Genomic DNA, 17,118 nt, shown 5'->3' with positions numbered 1-17,118 from the left:
CACCCGATCAAGCAATGCCAAGGGCTGCGCGGGTTTGCGGGGTCCAGCCCAGGAACAAGTGCCCGTCACGTTCGATCAGCGGACGTTTCATCAGGGCAGGATGATCCGCCAGCAATTCCAGCGGTGGTCGCGAGCGTTGATCGTCGGCAAATCCACGCCAGGTTGTCGAGCGGGTGTTGAGCAAGGCTTCGCCGAACTGGTCAAACGCTTTGGCCAACACCTCCGAAGGAACACCCGCGCCTCGGACATCGACGAATTCGGCATCAGGAAGTGATTTCAGTGCCTTACGGCAGGTATCGCAGGTCTTCAGGCCAAAAAGGCGCATAGTGTATCTACTCCGGTCGTTGCAGCAATTTCGGGCAAAACGAATAGGTTAGCCCAGTATTCCTTGATTTTTTACTTCACCGTGCAATGTTGAAAAAGGCGAAACACACAATTTACGCCGTCTCGTTCGTTCGGAACTGCGTGGGTTTGTGGTCGCTTTGACTATGCCCTGCCGATTTGCTGGGTGACGCGCAAGGAGAAGGAGACACGGGAAATGCCAACCGGCACCGTGAAGTGGTTCAATACGACCAAAGGCTATGGTTTTATTGCCCCCGATGAAGGGGGTAAGGATGTGTTTGTGCATATCTCGGCCGTAGAACGATCCGGCCTGACCGGACTCGCCGACAATCAGAAAGTCTCGTACGAGTTGCAGGACGGACGTGACGGCCGCCAAATGGCGGCTGATTTGAAGCCATTGTAAAAGGGCCCGCCAACTGGCGGGTGCGACGAAACAAGGTCAACGGCCAATTCACAGGCCGTTGTCCACCCTCTTCCCGGATAGTCTAGCCTCGCGTCGGGTCGGTCTCGATGCGGTTTGTCCAGTTGTCGCCCATGGCCACAATGCAGGACGTCCCGGTCGCATAGGTTACGACAAGGGTCCAGTCACCGCGACGGCTGGTCCACACCTCCATGATCTGCTCGGGTCCGCGAACACCAGAGGCGGTCTGCTGCGCCCCAAATTGGTGGCGCAGTTTGTCATGCATCCGCGCCGTGGGCTCGCAGATCACCTCAGCGATTGGCGACTTTGCATACGCTGGCTGGCCCAGCAACAAAGCGACCGCTGCAGTTCTAAACATCAAGCTGAACGTCATGCCCAAAGTGTAACAGGATCATGACAATCCGAACAGGTGGCGATCAGCCTTCGCGGATCACCGCTTCGAACTCACGCCATTCGCGCGCAGTCATGCCCGAGTTTTCCTGCGTCACCTGCTCGCCCTTCAGCATACGACGCAGCGCTTCGACCATCTGCGCCGACAGGTTGACCGCACCCAGGCGATAGTCTTCGAACGCCTTGTACGCGAACGGTACCCAGTCGGCCACGATCTTGCACATGGTTTCGGCATAGACGCGGATCTCGTATTGCGCATGCGGATCGGCCCGCAGGCGCAGGAAGTGGAACAGATTGTGCAGGTCCACCTTCCAATACCACTGCGTGTAGATGTTTGCCGGCAGGTTCATCCGCGCCAGTTCGCGCGCCAGACCCTGCTGGCCATCCTGGCCGATCATCGCTTCGTAATTGTCATAGCAGCGGGCGCTGTCGGCCTTGAGAATGTCCAGCACGCGCGCAGCCTCTTCGCCCTGCAGCGCCTCGCCCCGCCCCTGATTGTTGATCGCTGATTGCGCCGCCAGCTGATCCGGCGCGGGAATGTAGAATTCCCGATCAAGGATCGAATAGCGGGCAGAGTATTCGTTCACGTTCGCCGTGCGGTGGCGGATCCACTGACGGGCGACGAAGACCGGCAGTTTCACGTGCAGTTTCACTTCGCACATCTCGAACGGGGTCGAATGCCAGTGGCGCATCAGATAGCGGATCAACCCCTCGTCATTCTGTACGGACTTCGTACCTTTGCCGTAGGACACGCGGGCCGCCTGGCAGATCGCAGCATCATCGCCCATATAGTCGATGACCCGCACGAAACCATGGTCCAGAACAGGATGCGCAGTGTAAAGGTGTTGTTCCATCCCCGGAGCCACAACACGGCGGGTCGACTGCGTTTGTGCGCGTTGCTCTTCGATCTCGGCCAGTTGTTCGACGGACAGCGGCATGGACATACCTCGTTTTTGAAATGAGTCGCCGACCACTATATATCGGCAACATCAGCACTGAAACCGCCATATGTGTGCTGCGTCGCGCATTTTTCGGTTTCTCTGCGACCGCCCCCTCGACACGCCCCTGCAGCGCGCTAAGCTGCACACAATAATCAACACCGAAAGGATCGCCGAGATGGGGCTGAGATACCTCCACACCATGGTGCGCGTGAAGGATTTGGAAAAATCCATGGCCTTCTACAAGCTGCTGGGACTCCAGGAAACCCGCCGCTACGACAGCGAGGAAGGGCGGTTTTCGCTGATCTTCATGGCCCCTCCGGGTCAGGAGGACAGGCCGATCGAGCTGACATGGAACTGGGATGGCGATGAGGGTTTGCCAAGCGACAGCCGCCATTTCGGCCACCTGGCCTATGGGGTCGACAACATTTACGAGACCTGTCAGCACCTTGCCGACAATGGCGTCGTCATCAACCGCCCTCCGCGCGATGGGCGCATGGCGTTCGTGCGCTCGCCTGACAACATTTCGGTTGAACTGCTGCAGAATGGCGATGCCCTGCCCCCGGCCGAACCTTGGGCCAGCATGGAAAGCACCGGCCACTGGTGATCCGCTGGTTGACAGGATTGGGGCTGGCCGTTCTGGCCAGCTCCGCTGAGGCCCAAAACTGCCGGCTGGCCTTGGCGCTTGCCTTGGATATCTCCGTTTCGGTTGACGCCAAAGAAGACGCCCTGCAGCGGCAGGGCCTGGCTTCAGCCTTGATCGCTCCGGAAGTCCGGAAGGCGTTCTTTTCCTCGCCGCTGCCCGTGGCCCTGACGGTTTATGAGTGGAGCGGTCGCGACGCCCAGTACATCGTCCTTCCCTGGCGCCTGATCGAAACCGAGGCTGATCTGCTTGTTGCAGCGACACAGGTGAGCGAGTCCCAAAGATCTGACAGCGGCTCGGCCACCGCCATGGGATATGCCCTGGCATTCGGGGCCTCGCTGATGGAGCAGGTTCCGCAATGCCTGTTTCAAACGATTGACCTGTCAGGGGACGGCTCGAACAATGACGGCTACGGTCCGCAGATCGCCTATCGCCACTTTCCCTTCGACCGCATAACCGTGAATGGGTTGGTCATAAATGCGGCGGATTTCGAAGGGGAGCTGTTCCTCATCCCGTTTTTTGAGAACAACGTCTTGCATGGGCCAAACGCCTTTTTGGAAATCGCTCAAGGGTTCGAAGATTTTGAACGCGCCATGCGACGCAAGCTGGAACGGGAATTGACCAGCCTTCAGGTCGGCGCGTTGGGGCGCAAGACAGATTGATTACCCGTGTGCTGGCTCTGTGTTGCTTGGCCCTGGGCAGCCCGGCCGCTGCTCAATGCCGGCAAGCCCTGGCGCTTGGGTTGGATGTTTCCGGCTCAGTCGACAGCAACGAATACCGGCTTCAATTGGACGGCCTGGCCGCTGCATTGCAACGGCCGGAGGTGGAGCGGCTGATCCTGTCGGATCCCGAAGCCCCCGTTCGGATCGCCGTTTTTGAATGGAGTGAAGCAGGTTTCCAGCGGCTGGTGGTCGGCTGGACCGATATTCGGTCCCCGACCGATTTGTCCGGGATTGCGCAACGCCTGCAATCCACTCGTCGGTCATCGGCACCTCAGGGCACAGCGGTGGGGTCTGCCATGCAGTACGGGGCTGATTTGTTGGATGCCCAAGCCGCCTGCTGGAAGCGGACGCTGGACCTCTCAGGAGATGGCAAGCACAATGTCGGCCTCCACCCCAGAGATGCCAAAGCCCAACTGCAAGCAACCGGCATCACTATCAATGGGCTTGTGATCGGAGCCGATGATCCCAGCACCGGGGACAAGCGGTACGTGCAAATCGGAGAGTTGTCGGCCTATTACAACGCCTGGGTCATTCTGGGCCCCGGAGCCTTCGTCGAAACCGCTTTGGGATTTGAAGCCTACGAAGACGCGATGACACGCAAGCTGATCAGAGAGCTGGAATCGCTGACCCTGTCCCAAGTTTTGTCATTGAACGGCGGAAGTCAGTAGATGTACCGGATCTGATCCGTCCAATACCGTTCGACCCGGCGCAAAGCGCTGGTAATCTCTTCGATCCCTTCGGTGCCTAGGACACCCTTGGCCTGCAACCCTTCGGCGTGGCGCGAGAAGAGATCGGCCACGATGTCACGGATTTCCCGTCCCCGAGGCGTCAGACGCACCCGCACCGAACGTCGGTCAATCTCGCATCTCTGGTGATGCATGAACCCCATTTCGACCAATTTCTTGAGGTTGTAACTGACATTGCTGCCTTGATAGTAACCGCGGCTTTTGAGCTCACCAGCAGTCACCTCGTGGTCGCCGATATTGAATAGCAGCAGCGCCTGCACCGCGTTGATTTCCAGAACGCCGACCCGCTCGAACTCGTCCTTGATGACGTCCAGAAGCAACCGATGCAGACGTTCAACCAATGCCAGCGCCTCGAGATAGCTGGACATGAACCCCTTGGTTCCGGGTGCGGAGACCTGCAATTCCAAACTCATCCGATCCTCCGATTCAATCGCGCCGTTCTGGAAACTTTGACGCGAAATTCCGAAGAATCGGTTAAGTCAGTTTTGCCTTTATTTTTGAAATACTTGCGAGATATCGAAGATCATGCTCGCGTAGTGTTCGGGGGCGGCGACCTGCCCGGTTACCCACTGATAGAGGTCCTGATCGTTTTCGTGCAGCAAGGCTTCGTACAAATCCAGTTCGGCCGCAGACATCCGCTCAAGCCGCTGGTCGGCATAGGCAGACAGAATGATGTCCATTTCCTTGATGCCGCGCCGCATCGACCGCATCTTCAGCCGTTTGATCCGGATGTCGTTCATTCGCCTTTCTCCAGCTTCAGCCGCAGTGTCTTCTCGACCCGCGCAAGGCGCTCGGAACTGGCGCGCATCTCGCCTCGGATGGCGCGCAACTCCGCAACCAGCGGTGCCAGCTCCATATCCGCGGCTTCCGCAACATCCGGAGCATCCATGCCCTCGCCTTCACCGGTCAGCAGCCACATGATCGACACGTTCAACATGCCCGCCATCATCGACAGCTTGTTGGCGCGCGGTTCGGACAGGTCATTCTCCCAGGCCACCACAGTGGACTTCTTGACGCCCAGCCGACGGGCCAGTTGGGTCTGGGTCATACCAGCGGCTTCGCGTGCGCCTGCAACGCGGTCTCCGAATGTCGCGGCCTCGGGTCCGAACCAGTCGGTTTCGTCGCTCATCAAACTCTCCAGTTCTTCAAAAGCATATCGCTTGATCGTGTTTCAGCGGCACCCTATGACAGTCCTGAGCAACATACAAACCGGGGCCCGCCATGAGCTTTCTGTCTGCGACACTGTCGCGCGTCAAACCTTCGCCGACCATTGCCATGACGGCCAAGGCCGCCGAGTTGAAGGCCGCCGGACGAGACGTCATCGGCCTCAGCGCAGGTGAGCCCGATTTCGACACGCCGCAGAACATCAAGGACGCAGCCGTTGCCGCAATCGCCGCCGGCAAAACAAAATACACCGCGCCGGACGGCATTCCCGAGCTGAAACAGGCCGCTTGCGCCAAGATGAAACGTGACCACGGGCTTGACTACACGCCCGCACAGATCTCGGTCGGAACAGGTGGCAAGCAGACGCTGTACAATGCGCTGATGGCGACGATGAACCCGGGCGACGAAGTGATCATTCCCGCCCCCTACTGGGTCAGCTATCCGGACATGGTGCTGCTTGCGGGCGGTTCGCCCGTCGTCGTTGAGACCACACTGGAAAACAGCTTCAAGCTGACCCCAGACCAGTTGGAAGCCGCAATCACGCCAAACACCAAATGGTTCATCTTCAACTCGCCGTCAAACCCGACCGGCGCCGGGTACAGCCGCGCCGAACTCAAGGCTCTGACCGATGTTCTGATGCGGCATCCTCATGTCTGGATCATGTCGGACGACATGTATGAACACCTGGCCTATGACGGGTTTGAGTTCTGCACGCCAGCCGAAGTCGAACCCGGGCTGTATGATCGCACGCTCACGTGCAACGGTGTCTCCAAGGCCTATGCCATGACCGGCTGGCGTATCGGCTATGCCGCAGGCCCTGTTGAACTGATCGCGGCTATGCGCAAGATCCAATCACAATCCACGTCGAACCCGTGTTCGATCAGCCAGTGGGCCGCAGTCGAGGCCTTGAACGGCACCCAAGACTTCCTTGCCCCGAACAATGAAACCTTCAAACGCCGGCGCGATCTTGTGGTCGGGATGCTGAACCAGATTGACGGCATCACCTGCCCCACTCCCGAGGGGGCATTCTACGTCTACCCCTCGATCGCTGGGCTGATCGGCAAGACCACGCCCGCCGGTACGGTCATCGACAGCGACGAGGCCTTCGCCACGGCCTTGCTGGAAGAGGCCGATGTGGCCGTGGTATTCGGCGCGGCCTTCGGCCTGTCCCCGAATTTCCGCGTCAGCTATGCGACTTCGGACGAAGCCTTGACCGAGGCCTGCACCCGCATCCAGCGGTTCTGTGCGTCCCTGAGCTAACACCGAGGTTCGACATGTCCGCAGCACTGCCCGAATATTACTTTCGCGTCCGCGAGAACGGCGCGGTCGTGTTCAAGATCGACACGGAGAACCGGCAACGCCGGATCGAAATGGACCAGATCGCGGTGATCAACATCCGCAACGGCGAGGTCAAGCCGCATGGTCAGGGTACCCTGACCGAAGCCGACAAAACCGAGATCGCCCGTTGGATGGACGAACGCAAATCCCTGCTGGCGCGGCGCGACGTTGACGACATCCACCGCACGATCGATCACCTGAACCTGACCACGCAATGGGCCCAGTCCAAGGCGACCGATACACAGCTGGAAGACATCACGGACCGGTTGCTGCTGGCGATGCACGACTTGCGCACGGTGCTGGTGCGCAAGAAGGCCGATCGGCTGGAAAAGGGCTGAACGTGCCGGTTGTAGCTATGCGGCGGGCGCACCAACCACGCGGATGGATCGCAGCCAGAACCGTCCCATCAGCATGACTGCTGCGCAGGCCAGACCCAGAACAAGGCCAAGCCACACTCCAATCCCCGCCATGTCTTGCACGAAACCAAAGTAGTAGGATGCGGGGATCCCCACGACCCAATAGCTGAGGCCTGCCATAACCATGGGCACCTTGGCGTCTTGCAACCCGCGCAGCAGGCCCAGAGCGATTACCTGCGCGCCGTCCACCAGCTGGAACAGGGCCGCCATGGCCAGCAGGCCGGTCCCGATTGCCAGTATCTGGGGACGCTGCGGGTCGTCCGGTTCGACAAATACCGAGATGAGAGGCTCGGCGCAGGTCAGGAACAGGATGATTGTCAGCACGGACACCACAAGGGACATGCCTGTGACCGCGATTGCGCCTTTCTCGAGGTGCGGTCGATCCTTGCGTCCCAGCGCGTTACCGGCCCGGATCGTTGCTGCATTCGACAGACCCAGATGCACCATGAACGTGGCCGAGGCCAGGTTCAGCGCAATCCCGTGCGCCGCCAGCGGCACCTGTCCGATCCATCCCATCATGAAGGCGGACATGGCGAACAGAGACACTTCGGCCAGCAAGGTCAGACCGATGGGCACACCCAGCTTCAGGACGCTCAGCAACATCTCCCAATCCGGGCGCCAGAACCGCTGGAACAGGCTGTGTTCCGGCAGGACCTTCACCGCGTAGAAGATGACCGCCACCAGGGACACGGTCTGCGTCACCACCGACGCGATCGCCGCCCCCATCACGCCCAATTCCGGCGCGCCCCAGTTGCCGAAGATCAGCGCATAGTTCGTAAGTCCGTTGACCACTGCCGCCGCGACGGTGATCCACAGCACGATCTGCGTGCGCTCCAGCGCGGCCAGATAGGATTTTAGAACCATCACCACCAGCGCCGGAAACAGGCCCCAGCCCGCAACCTGCAGATACTCGGAGGCGGTTTGCGCCACTTGCGGATCCTGATCCGTGGCGATCAGAATCGGGTAGGACCACCACAGCAGCGGCATGACCAGCATGCCATACAGCAGCGACAGCCACAGGCCCATTCGGGTGCTGCGGCGAATGCTGGTTTCATCTTCCTCGGCGGCCGCGGTCGCGACCATCGGCATGACGGCTAGGCCAAATCCGCCTCCAAAAAGAAACAGAACAAAGTAAAAGCTGCTGGCCAGCGTCACCGCGGCCAGAGCCTCGACGCCATACCAGCCCAGCATGATCGTATCCGTCAGGCCAATGGCGAATTGCGCCAGATGACCACCGATCAACGGCAGCCCCAGCACTGCAATGGCCCGGAAATGGGCGGGATATGTCATGACCTTTCTCATCCCGCCAGCCATATGCGCGGCCCCGAGCCGGGGCAAGGGGAGATCTCTGAAATTTCATTTCGAGACCTCGATGACGCCCGTCGGGCCAATCAGGTGACGCGCGCCTCGGGATGTATCGCCGTACCAAGAATATGATCCGACCGGTGAACCACATGATGCGCCTGCCCCACGATCAACGGGTCGGGCTGGCCCACGATGTCATGATCCTTGTCCGGATAATCCAGCGTCGACAGGAAATGCCGCATGCAATTCAGGCGGGCGCGCTTCTTGTCGTTCGACTTGACGATGGTCCAGGGCGCGTCGGCGGTGTCGGTATAGAAGAACATCGCCTCTTTCGCCTCGGTATAGTCGTCCCATTTGTCCAGACTGGCTTTGTCGATGGGCGACAGTTTCCACTGCTTCAGCGGGTCGGTCTCGCGGCTCTTGAAGCGGCGCAGCTGCTCATCCCGCGTCACCGAGAACCAGTATTTATAAAGCTGGATGCCCGACCGAACCATCATGCGCTCCAACTCGGGCGTCTGGCGCATGAACTCGAGGTACTCGTTGGGGGTGCAGAACCCCATCACCCGCTCGACTCCGGCCCGGTTGTACCAGGACCGGTCATAAAACACCATTTCGCCGACGGTGGGCAATTCCTGGATATAGCGCTGGTAATACCACTGGCCCTTCTCCTCCCAGGTCGGCTTGTTCAGCGCCACCACCCGGGCCTGACGCGGGTTCAGATGCTCCATGAACCGCTTGATGGTGCCGCCCTTGCCGGCAGCGTCGCGACCCTCGAACAGCAGTACGAACTTCTGCCCGGTCTCCTGCGCCCACAACTGCACCTTCAACAATTCGGCCTGCAACTGGGCTTTCTGCTTTTCATAAGCCGCCCGCGACAGTTTCGAGCGATACGGATACTCCCCGCTTTCAAAGGCCTGCCGGATCTTTTCGCGAGTGGGCGCTTCGGTGTCCGCGTTCGGTTTGGCCACGACGGCCACGGGGGCTGCGTTCGTCTTTTTTCGGGTCACTGCGTCCATATGCTCTCTCCTGTGTCACTGTCCGCCGAAACGCCTAGCAAATTTGCATCTTTTCCGCGTTGATCCGTATCAAGTTGACTTCGGCGACGGCTCCGAAAACTCTGCAAGAGAGAACTCAGTCAGGGACATCCCGCATGGACAGCGATTTTTTCGACCTCAACGGCCACCGGTTCTTCGTCCGCCGTTGGGGCGATCCCAACCTGCCTACGCTTTTGATGTTGCACGGTTTCCCGGAGTATGGCGGCGCGTGGTCCGACCTGGCCCCGCACCTGTCGGACCGCTTTCACTGCATCGCGCCGGATCAGCGTGGCTATGGTCAGAGCTGGGCCCCCGAGGGTATTTCGAACTATGCGCTGTCCAAGCTGGTGTCGGACATGGCTGCGCTGATCGAGCAGTTCTGCGGTCCTGTCACTGTGCTGGGACATGATTGGGGCGCCTCGGTGGCTTACGGTCTTGCCATGTTCCACCCCCAGTTGGTCAGCCGCCTGGTCATCGCCAACGGTGTTCACCCAGTCCCGTTCCAGCGCGAACTGGCGTCAGGTGGCAAACAATCTGAGGCCTCGCAATACATCAACCGCCTGCGCGCGCCCGAAGCCGCCGAATATCTTTCGGCCGACAACTTCGCCAAGCTCGAACAATTCTTCCGGCACGGCATGGGGCTGGACTGGATGAGCGACGCGCGCATGGGCGACTATCGCACCGAATGGGCCCGCCCGGGACGGCTCGACGCCATGCTGAACTGGTACCGGGCCTCACCCCTTGTGGTGGCTGAGCCGGGCGCGCCCTGCACGGACCTGCCGGAACTGCCCGTTGACAGATTGAGAGTCCGCTGCCCGCATTTGCTTCTGTGGGGGCCGCGGGACAAAGCCTTGCTTCCCGAATGCACCGATGGGCTGGAGGAGTTCGCTCCCAACCTGGCCCGCATGCAGATCGGCGGTACAGACCATTGGCTGCATCACCAGAAACCTCAGGCGGTGGCCGACGCTATTCTCGATTGGGTTCAGGACAACTAAGCCAACTCTTCGCCCGACACTGAATGGCACAGGAGGCAGCGCCCTTCACCGATGGCCCCAGTCATTCGGATTGTCCGAATTGTTCGGAGACAACCCCAGAATGTCGCCCTTGGTCGAACAGCCAAGCCCCAGAACGGTCCGGTTGGCATAGGAGAAATAGGCGCAGACCTGATTGATCTCCAGGATCTCACCATCATCCCAGCCAACAGATCGCAACGCGTCGATATCCGCCGCCGCCAGGCCGGCCGGGTTATCGGTCAGTTTCCGGGCGTATTCCATCGCCGCCACCTGTGCGGGGTCCAGCGGCGCCGTCTCGGGTGTTTCTGCCTCGATCGCCACGCGAATGGCCAGACCGCGCTGCTCGTCGCCCAAGAGTCGCTGCAACCCGCTGAAATGATGCTCGACACAATAGCCGCAGCGATTCAGCGAGCTGACCCAGACCCCGAGCACTTCCAGAAACCACTTGGGGACCGAGTTTCCCGAATGGTGCAGCACGTTCTTGTAGAGCGCCATGTGACCTTCCATCGAATGTGGACGCAGGGAATGCACCATCATGATGTTGTCCACATTGTTCCCGGGCCCCGTGACCCGGTCATACAGCGTCTTCAAGCGACCGCGTGCCTCTTCGAATGGTATCGTCTTGATCCAGCTCATCACCTGCTCCTCCGCGATTTCCGCAACTCAGCGGGAAAACCACCCGTTTTGCAACCCGCCACCGACCGCAAGTTTGATACAACACCTCGCGTGCCTCTTCCCCCGACCTACATCACCTGCCATAATGGGCCAAACCCAAAAACAAGAGCAGCACCCATGCCCGACGACCTGTTGACGCCCGAATCCGCCACCACCTACGACGCCTCCTCGATCGAGGTCCTCGAAGGTCTGGAGCCCGTGCGCAAACGCCCCGGCATGTATATCGGCGGCACCGATGAACGGGCACTGCACCACATGGTGGCCGAGATCCTCGACAACTCGATGGACGAGGCCGTTGCAGGCCACGCCAATCGTATCGAGGTAGAACTGCACGAAGATTATTCTCTGACTGTGCGCGACAACGGCCGCGGTATTCCAATCGACCCACACCCGAAGTTCCCCGACAAATCCGCGCTCGAGGTGATCCTGTGCACCCTGCACGCCGGCGGCAAGTTCTCGGGCAAGGCCTACCAGACCTCGGGCGGTCTGCACGGCGTGGGCGCCTCGGTGGTCAACGCGCTGTCGGATTCGATGGTCGTACAGGTGGCCCGCAACAAGGAGCTGTACGAACAGCGTTTTTCGCGCGGCATCCCGCTGGGTCCGGTCGAAAAGGTGGGCTCGGCTCCCAACCGGCGCGGCACCACCGTCACCTTCCACGCCGACCCCGAGATCTTCGGCCACCACCGGTTCAAACCCGCCCGCCTGTTCAAATCGATCCGCTCCAAGGCCTACCTGTTCTCGGGCGTTGAAATCCGCTGGAAAACCGCCATCGACGACGGCGAGACGCCCACCGAGGCCACCTTCCACTTCCCCGGCGGCCTGTCGGACTACCTCAAGGAGACGATGAACGGCTCCTCGACCTATTCCGAGCAGCCCTTCGCCGGAACCGTCGATTTCAACGAAAAATTCGGCGCCCCCGGCAAAGTGGAATGGGCGATCAACTGGACACCGTCGCGCGATGGCTTCATCCAGTCCTACTGTAACACCGTGCCTACGCCCGAGGGCGGTACCCACGTGGCGGGCTTCTGGGCCGCGATCCTCAAGGGCATCAAGGCCTACGGTGAACTGATCAACAACAAGAAGGCCGCCCAGATCACCCGCGATGACCTGATCACCGGCGGCTGCGCGCTGGTTTCGTGCTTCATCCGTGAACCCGAATTCGTCGGCCAGACCAAAGACCGTCTTGCCACGGTCGAGGCGCAGCGGCTGGTCGAAAACTCGGTCCGCGACCATTTCGACAACTGGCTGGCCGCCGACACCAAATCCGCCGGCGCCATTCTGGACTTCCTCATCCTGCGGGCCGAGGAACGCCTGCGCCGACGGGCCGAGAAGGAAACACAACGCAAGTCCGCCACTAAGAAACTCCGTCTTCCCGGCAAGTTGGTGGACTGTAGTAGTTCAACACGCGACGGCACCGAATTATTCATCGTCGAGGGCGACTCGGCTGGCGGATCGGCCAAGATGGCCCGCGACCGCAAGACACAGGCCCTGCTTCCCCTGCGCGGCAAGATCCTGAACGTACTGGGCGCGGCCAGCTCGAAACTGGGCACCAACGCCGAGATCAATGACCTGACGCAGGCGCTTGGCGTCGGGCTGGGCAGCAAGTTCAACCTCGACGATCTGCGCTATGACAAGGTCATCATCATGACCGACGCCGACGTGGACGGCGCGCATATCGCCTCGCTGCTGATGACGTTCTTCTTCACCCAGATGCGCCCGATGATCGACGCGGGCCACCTGTACCTGGCCTGCCCGCCGCTCTACCGCCTGACCCAAGGCGCCAAGCGCGTCTACTGCCTGGACGAAGCCGAGCGCGACGAATGGCTGGAAAAAGGTCTGGGCGGCAAAGGCAAGATCGACGTCAGCCGCTTCAAGGGTCTGGGCGAGATGGACGCCAAGGACCTGAAAGAGACCACGATGGACCCCAAATCGCGGAAATTGATCCGCGTCACCATCGACGAGGACGAACCCGGCGAGACCGGAGACCTGGTCGAGCGCCTGATGGGCAAGAAACCCGAACTGCGGTTCCAATATATTCAGGAGAACGCGCGGTTTGTTGAGGAGTTGGATGTTTGATGGACCTCCACGAATTTAAGACTTTCCTTTCTCATAACACTGGAAAACTAAAAAAATTGGAAGAAGCGGCGGAAAGAATTACCCGCCACGCTCTCGAAGAGGAGAATATTCCTTTTCTCGATGTAACGCATCGTGTGAAAGACTTGACTAGCGCCGAAAATAAGCAGCGAAGCAAAAAGTACGCCAACCCCGAAATGGAAATGACTGACCTAGTTGGGCTTCGTGTTATCGTTTATCTTGAAAGTGATATAGAACGGGCTGAAGTAGCACTTCGAAACTGCTTTGAAATAGATGAGGCGAACTGCGTCGACAAGCGAAAAAAGTCTGTCGATCAAGTCGGTTACAGATCGTTACACTTAGTTTGCAGCCTTGGGGAAAGCAGAAAAGAAGTACCCGAGTACAAAAACCTTTTTGAAAACAAGTTTGAAATACAAATCAGGACTGCACTGGAACACACTTGGGCCGAAATCGAGCACAAGCAAAACTACAAGGGCAGAAATATTTTACCGGAGAACCTTCAAAGAAGACTCATGATCCTTGCAGGAGCTTTGGAGTTACTGGACAATGAATTCTCCAACATCGTCAGCGAAGCTCAGGTCTATGGTGAAATGATCTCCGAAAACAATGTGAGAGTTTTGGAGGATGAAATCACCGTGACTTCCGCTGAAGCACTACTGGTTGATTTTGCAAAGAAGTATGATCGAGAGATTGAACCAGTTATGGCACCCAAAGATCGAGTTATCGAAGAACTCAAGAATTTCGGGATTCGAACAAACTCGGAACTGAGAAAGTTACTCGACGAAACTATCGAAAAAATATCTTTGGTCGGGGAGCCTTTCTCGCTTTTTGGCACATATCGCGATGCAATGATGACCAAAGACTTGGACAGGTTCTTAAAGGACGCTTATAATGGTGGCTTCACATTCATGAGAGATGAAATTGACTATCTAGAAGGCGTGTGCGGCTACGAGAATGTTCTCGATACATTAAATTCTTTCGGAGCAGATTTTGATCCAATCTATTGGCACGAAGTAGCCGAACCTTAAAACTAATGAAAGTATGGCGACGATAACTTCAATATCTCTATTTCGAAATGAGTGGTTAATTCGGGCTACATTTGTTTAGAGTGAAAGCCTTTAGCCCCCCCTTGCCTAACCCTTTGATCCCGATCACACTAACCCTCAACCCGTCATCCAAGAACGAGCTTTGAGGTTCCGAGCGTCCAAGACCCAATTTGAAAAACGGATTTCCGAACGGGAGGACGACATGAAAACTTTGACCCTCGGACTGGCCCTGACCCTGATGGCCTCGGCAGCCCCCGCGCAGCAGATGCTCAGCACCGCATCCCCCATCCCCGACGGCGCCGAGACCCGGTTCTGCTATTACGACGGCCTGGCCTATTCCGAGGATGCCTTTGTGCTGATGGTCGGTGACAACACCGTTACCAGCACGGTGAGCACGGTGCAGGAACGCCTGTTGCGTTGTTACCGCGAAAGCGACGGCGTGCTGCGTTGGCGGCCGCAGAGCACGTTTCAGGTCAGCAAATAACGCCTGAACGGCCCCTAGCCCAGCTTCTGGTCCAGCCAGTCCGCGATCTGTGCGGCTGGCTTTTCCCAACCGGGCTCCATGAACAGAAAATGCGCGTGACCTTCTGCGGACAGAAAGGTCGCGCGGTCGCCATAGAGTTTCGCCAAGGCACGGCAGGTGTTGGGGTTCACCGCCCTGTCTTCCGAGCCTGAAACGATCAAAACCGGGCAGTCGACCTTGTCGATATCAACCTTCATCGCGTGGTGATCGTCGAACATCCAGAAAAACATCTCGAACATCACCCGCCCGCTTTCCGGGCCAAGTCGATCGAACACGGCATGTTGCTGGGCCTCAGGCATTTTGTTCAGCGCGAAGGGGGCCATCAGGTCGAAATCGACGCGCATGGGCTGCTTCCAGAACGCCCCGCCCTCCATCAAGGCGCGCGGCACGGCGCGTTCGTCATCAGTTTCCGGCAGGGTGCCCCAGGCCGCGTTCGGGTTGATCAACACGATGGCGCTGGCCGGCCCGCGAGACGCAACCTGCTGGGCAACGACGCCCGCAATGGCATGCCCGAGGATCACGGGTTTGCTGCCCAACCCCTGAACGAATTCGGCAATGTCGTTGGCATAATCCATCACGCTGGTGTCGGTCAGACCCGCATCGGGCTCGGCTGCGGGATCGCCACCATGGAACCTCAGCGCCGGGGTGTGCACCGTCCAGCCACGGGCGCGGAAGAACCCCGCATAGTCCGCCATGCACCACGGCCCGGCAAACGCCCCGTGGATCAGCACAATCTCTTTGGTCATTACGTTCTCCCTCCGGCTCCTGACCCGAGTATGGGCATCCTGACACGCGTTACAACTGCACGTGATCGCTGTTGCGTGGGAAGGCTGACCACTTAAACTCGGATGCATGAGCTTCATCACCGACTACCAGCTGCCCCTCCTGTTGCTGTTCTTTCTGGCCGGATCGATTGGCACCGCGTTCCTGTTTCGCAAACCAGCGGGTCACCGGGCATGGAAGCTGGCCGACCTCGTGTGGGTCGTATTGGGTGGGCTGGGCGCGCTGGTGGCGGTCATGGCGGGGCTCTACAAATCCGACAGTTCAAGGTTGGACCGACAGATCGACGTTGCCTATGCGGCGACACTGGCCTTCGATCGCGACGCTGCGCGGTTCCGACTGCGGTTTTGCGATCCGGCCTATGACCCGGACACGGCGGTTTTGTGCGACAAGGTCGAGTTCCTGTCGGCCTCGACCGCCAGCAACGCCGACCTGCCGCTGTTCATCGCCGTCACCAACGAAGTTGCGCCGCTGCAGGGCCTGAACTTCATCTTCGGTGCCCGGTCCCGAGACCAGATGGATGACATTCAGGACATGGCCGCCAAAGCCGATGCCTTCGACATCGAGCAATTCCTGGTTTTCACCACGCTGGACGAAGAAACGCAGACCGCAATCGACAACATGCGGCGGAAAGTGCCCGCCATCGCCGGAGACTATATGATCCTCGCGCAAAGCTATGATGACCTGATCGCTCAGGTCGCCAAACTGAAGGGAGAGTGGGAGTATCTTCAGGAAAACGCCCACATTCTCGTGCTACAGATCATCGCGCTGTGTCTGGTCAGCTTTGCGGCACCATTCCGGTTGGGCAAATCTGTTGTCGAGTTGCGGTCCAAACTCATCACCGAGCCGGCAGCGCGGCAGCCACCCCCCGAAGCATCTGCGACCGGGATTACTGAGGTGACGCCTCAGGAAGCGCCCGATCACGGCGCCCGACACCTGTAATGGCACGCGCCCGCAACAGAGTCGCGCGCGGCAGAGAGCGCATGAGCGCCCCCTCCTTCCCCGGTTGATCCGGATATCCGCCGGCAGCCTTGTACAGTTGCGCCGGCAGCAGCAGGCCTTGATCACCAGACGCCAGTCCAAAGACCCGGCTGCGCAAATTGACCCAACCTGCTGCCAAGGTCGGCATCAGGCCTGAGGACCGGAACCCAAGGCGAAACACACCCGGACGCCGCGTTACGAGGTGCTCGGCCACCGCATCGGTCCACCCAGGCTCAAGCTCGGTCCCCGGACGGATCACCAGCAACCAGTCGCCCACCGCGGCGTCGCACCCCACGCGCAGCTGTGCGGCACGAGACCCGACGGCGGCAACGATCCGGGCACCTGCTTCATCGGCAATACGCAATGTATGATCGGTCGACCCTCCGTCGGCGATGACAAGCTCGCGGATCAGCCCGGCGTGCAGTCCCTCCATCAGGGTCATCAGCGTGCGCGCGAGTTCGGTCTGGGAGTCGAATGTCGGAATCACGATGCTGATCGGGGCGGACACGTTCGAAACCTCTGGTCTTGGCAACGGGTTCGCTTATAT

At 59.3% G+C, this 17,118-nt stretch carries 22 protein-coding genes; 11 read left to right on the top strand and 11 right to left on the bottom strand.

What is annotated here, in order from left to right; translation table 11 throughout:
* Positions 1-7 precede the first annotated feature (7 nt).
* The gene (locus tag AC2FNZ_RS04365; protein WP_496839658.1) at positions 8-325 is read right to left on the bottom strand and encodes an ArsC/Spx/MgsR family protein; all 318 of its coding nucleotides are present in this window, start codon (positions 323-325) and stop codon (positions 8-10) included.
* Positions 326-538: 213 nt separating this feature from the next.
* On the opposite strand from AC2FNZ_RS04365, the gene AC2FNZ_RS04360 reads away from it, so the two are divergent.
* Positions 539-745, top strand: a complete 207-nt coding sequence (locus tag AC2FNZ_RS04360) for a cold-shock protein (protein WP_008758035.1) — start codon at positions 539-541, stop codon at positions 743-745.
* 82 nt (positions 746-827) lie between these two features.
* Here AC2FNZ_RS04360 and AC2FNZ_RS04355 read toward each other — a convergent pair whose 3' ends face one another.
* Complete coding sequence (locus AC2FNZ_RS04355; RefSeq protein WP_170337808.1) at positions 828-1,121, bottom strand: hypothetical protein; 294 nt, start codon at positions 1,119-1,121, stop codon at positions 828-830.
* A 58-nt stretch (positions 1,122-1,179) separates the two neighbouring features.
* A complete protein-coding gene (thyX, locus tag AC2FNZ_RS04350; RefSeq protein ID WP_496839657.1) occupies positions 1,180-2,091 on the bottom strand; it encodes an FAD-dependent thymidylate synthase in 912 nt (303 codons plus the stop codon).
* Between the two features lie 178 nt (positions 2,092-2,269).
* On the opposite strand from thyX, the gene AC2FNZ_RS04345 reads away from it, so the two are divergent.
* Genes AC2FNZ_RS04345 through AC2FNZ_RS04335 form a run of 3 tightly spaced genes read left to right on the top strand, consistent with a single transcriptional unit; the run spans position 2,270 to position 4,124 of the window.
* Positions 2,270-2,698 (top strand): VOC family protein, encoded by a 429-nt coding sequence (locus tag AC2FNZ_RS04345; protein WP_170337804.1) that lies wholly within the window; start codon positions 2,270-2,272, stop codon positions 2,696-2,698.
* Positions 2,695-3,396 (top strand): DUF1194 domain-containing protein, encoded by a 702-nt coding sequence (locus AC2FNZ_RS04340; protein WP_496839656.1) that lies wholly within the window; start codon positions 2,695-2,697, stop codon positions 3,394-3,396. The genes AC2FNZ_RS04345 and AC2FNZ_RS04340 overlap by 4 nt, the downstream gene beginning before the upstream one ends.
* Positions 3,393-4,124: a DUF1194 domain-containing protein gene (locus tag AC2FNZ_RS04335; protein WP_496839655.1), complete on the top strand. Its 732-nt coding sequence runs from the start codon at positions 3,393-3,395 to the stop codon at positions 4,122-4,124. Before AC2FNZ_RS04340 ends, AC2FNZ_RS04335 begins: the two co-directional genes overlap by 4 nt.
* Here the strand turns inward: AC2FNZ_RS04335 and AC2FNZ_RS04330 are convergent.
* From AC2FNZ_RS04330 to AC2FNZ_RS04320, 3 genes are all read right to left on the bottom strand, one after another.
* Complete coding sequence (locus AC2FNZ_RS04330) at positions 4,118-4,615, bottom strand: MarR family winged helix-turn-helix transcriptional regulator (protein WP_093962569.1); 498 nt, start codon at positions 4,613-4,615, stop codon at positions 4,118-4,120. The genes AC2FNZ_RS04335 and AC2FNZ_RS04330 overlap by 7 nt on opposite strands.
* 78 nt (positions 4,616-4,693) lie before the next feature.
* Complete coding sequence (locus AC2FNZ_RS04325) at positions 4,694-4,942, bottom strand: succinate dehydrogenase assembly factor 2 (RefSeq protein ID WP_170337799.1); 249 nt, start codon at positions 4,940-4,942, stop codon at positions 4,694-4,696.
* Positions 4,939-5,331, bottom strand: coding sequence for a helix-turn-helix domain-containing protein (locus AC2FNZ_RS04320; protein ID WP_170337797.1), 393 nt, complete (start codon positions 5,329-5,331; stop codon positions 4,939-4,941). The genes AC2FNZ_RS04325 and AC2FNZ_RS04320 overlap by 4 nt, the downstream gene beginning before the upstream one ends.
* A gap of 92 nt (positions 5,332-5,423) precedes the next feature.
* On the opposite strand from AC2FNZ_RS04320, the gene AC2FNZ_RS04315 reads away from it, so the two are divergent.
* Together AC2FNZ_RS04315 and AC2FNZ_RS04310 are read left to right on the top strand one after the other, a co-directional pair.
* The gene (locus AC2FNZ_RS04315; protein ID WP_496839653.1) at positions 5,424-6,626 is read left to right on the top strand and encodes a pyridoxal phosphate-dependent aminotransferase; all 1,203 of its coding nucleotides are present in this window, start codon (positions 5,424-5,426) and stop codon (positions 6,624-6,626) included.
* A gap of 14 nt (positions 6,627-6,640) precedes the next feature.
* On the top strand, positions 6,641-7,042 hold the full coding sequence (locus AC2FNZ_RS04310; protein ID WP_496839651.1) for a hypothetical protein: 402 nt from the start codon (positions 6,641-6,643) through the stop codon (positions 7,040-7,042).
* 15 nt (positions 7,043-7,057) lie between these two features.
* On the opposite strand, the gene AC2FNZ_RS04305 is transcribed toward AC2FNZ_RS04310, so the two are convergent.
* Positions 7,058-8,410, bottom strand: a complete 1,353-nt coding sequence (locus AC2FNZ_RS04305) for an MATE family efflux transporter (protein ID WP_170337791.1) — start codon at positions 8,408-8,410, stop codon at positions 7,058-7,060.
* A 101-nt stretch (positions 8,411-8,511) separates the two neighbouring features.
* The gene (gene ppk2 / locus AC2FNZ_RS04300) at positions 8,512-9,441 is read right to left on the bottom strand and encodes a polyphosphate kinase 2 (RefSeq protein ID WP_496839649.1); all 930 of its coding nucleotides are present in this window, start codon (positions 9,439-9,441) and stop codon (positions 8,512-8,514) included.
* Between the two features lie 134 nt (positions 9,442-9,575).
* Between ppk2 and AC2FNZ_RS04295 the strand changes: the two genes are divergently transcribed.
* The gene (locus AC2FNZ_RS04295; RefSeq protein ID WP_496839648.1) at positions 9,576-10,454 is read left to right on the top strand and encodes an alpha/beta fold hydrolase; all 879 of its coding nucleotides are present in this window, start codon (positions 9,576-9,578) and stop codon (positions 10,452-10,454) included.
* A gap of 45 nt (positions 10,455-10,499) precedes the next feature.
* On the opposite strand, the gene AC2FNZ_RS04290 is transcribed toward AC2FNZ_RS04295, so the two are convergent.
* Complete coding sequence (locus tag AC2FNZ_RS04290) at positions 10,500-11,108, bottom strand: carboxymuconolactone decarboxylase family protein (RefSeq protein ID WP_496839647.1); 609 nt, start codon at positions 11,106-11,108, stop codon at positions 10,500-10,502.
* 156 nt (positions 11,109-11,264) lie between these two features.
* Here AC2FNZ_RS04290 and parE point away from each other — a divergent pair, with 156 nt between their 5' ends.
* The 3 genes from parE to AC2FNZ_RS04275 all read left to right on the top strand — a co-directional run bounded on the left by parE (position 11,265) and on the right by AC2FNZ_RS04275 (position 14,771).
* Positions 11,265-13,223, top strand: a complete 1,959-nt coding sequence (parE, locus tag AC2FNZ_RS04285; protein ID WP_496839646.1) for a DNA topoisomerase IV subunit B — start codon at positions 11,265-11,267, stop codon at positions 13,221-13,223.
* A complete protein-coding gene (locus AC2FNZ_RS04280; protein ID WP_496839645.1) occupies positions 13,223-14,269 on the top strand; it encodes a GTP pyrophosphokinase in 1,047 nt (348 codons plus the stop codon). Before parE ends, AC2FNZ_RS04280 begins: the two co-directional genes overlap by 1 nt.
* Positions 14,270-14,489: 220 nt before the next feature.
* On the top strand, positions 14,490-14,771 hold the full coding sequence (locus AC2FNZ_RS04275) for a DUF1496 domain-containing protein (protein WP_496839644.1): 282 nt from the start codon (positions 14,490-14,492) through the stop codon (positions 14,769-14,771).
* A gap of 14 nt (positions 14,772-14,785) precedes the next feature.
* Here AC2FNZ_RS04275 and AC2FNZ_RS04270 read toward each other — a convergent pair whose 3' ends face one another.
* Positions 14,786-15,556 (bottom strand): alpha/beta hydrolase, encoded by a 771-nt coding sequence (locus AC2FNZ_RS04270; RefSeq protein ID WP_496839643.1) that lies wholly within the window; start codon positions 15,554-15,556, stop codon positions 14,786-14,788.
* A 106-nt stretch (positions 15,557-15,662) separates the two neighbouring features.
* On the opposite strand from AC2FNZ_RS04270, the gene AC2FNZ_RS04265 reads away from it, so the two are divergent.
* The gene (locus AC2FNZ_RS04265; protein WP_496839641.1) at positions 15,663-16,532 is read left to right on the top strand and encodes a hypothetical protein; all 870 of its coding nucleotides are present in this window, start codon (positions 15,663-15,665) and stop codon (positions 16,530-16,532) included.
* Here AC2FNZ_RS04265 and AC2FNZ_RS04260 read toward each other — a convergent pair.
* A complete protein-coding gene (locus AC2FNZ_RS04260; RefSeq protein WP_496839639.1) occupies positions 16,480-17,079 on the bottom strand; it encodes a glycosyltransferase in 600 nt (199 codons plus the stop codon). The two genes, AC2FNZ_RS04265 and AC2FNZ_RS04260, sit on opposite strands and share 53 nt — an antisense overlap.
* Between the last annotated feature and the right edge of the window lie 39 nt (positions 17,080-17,118).

This window comes from Ruegeria sp. SAZA006 (assembly GCF_059613465.1).
The sequence above is the reverse complement of the archived record's forward strand: the minus strand, read 5'-3'. Positions and strand labels throughout refer to the sequence as shown.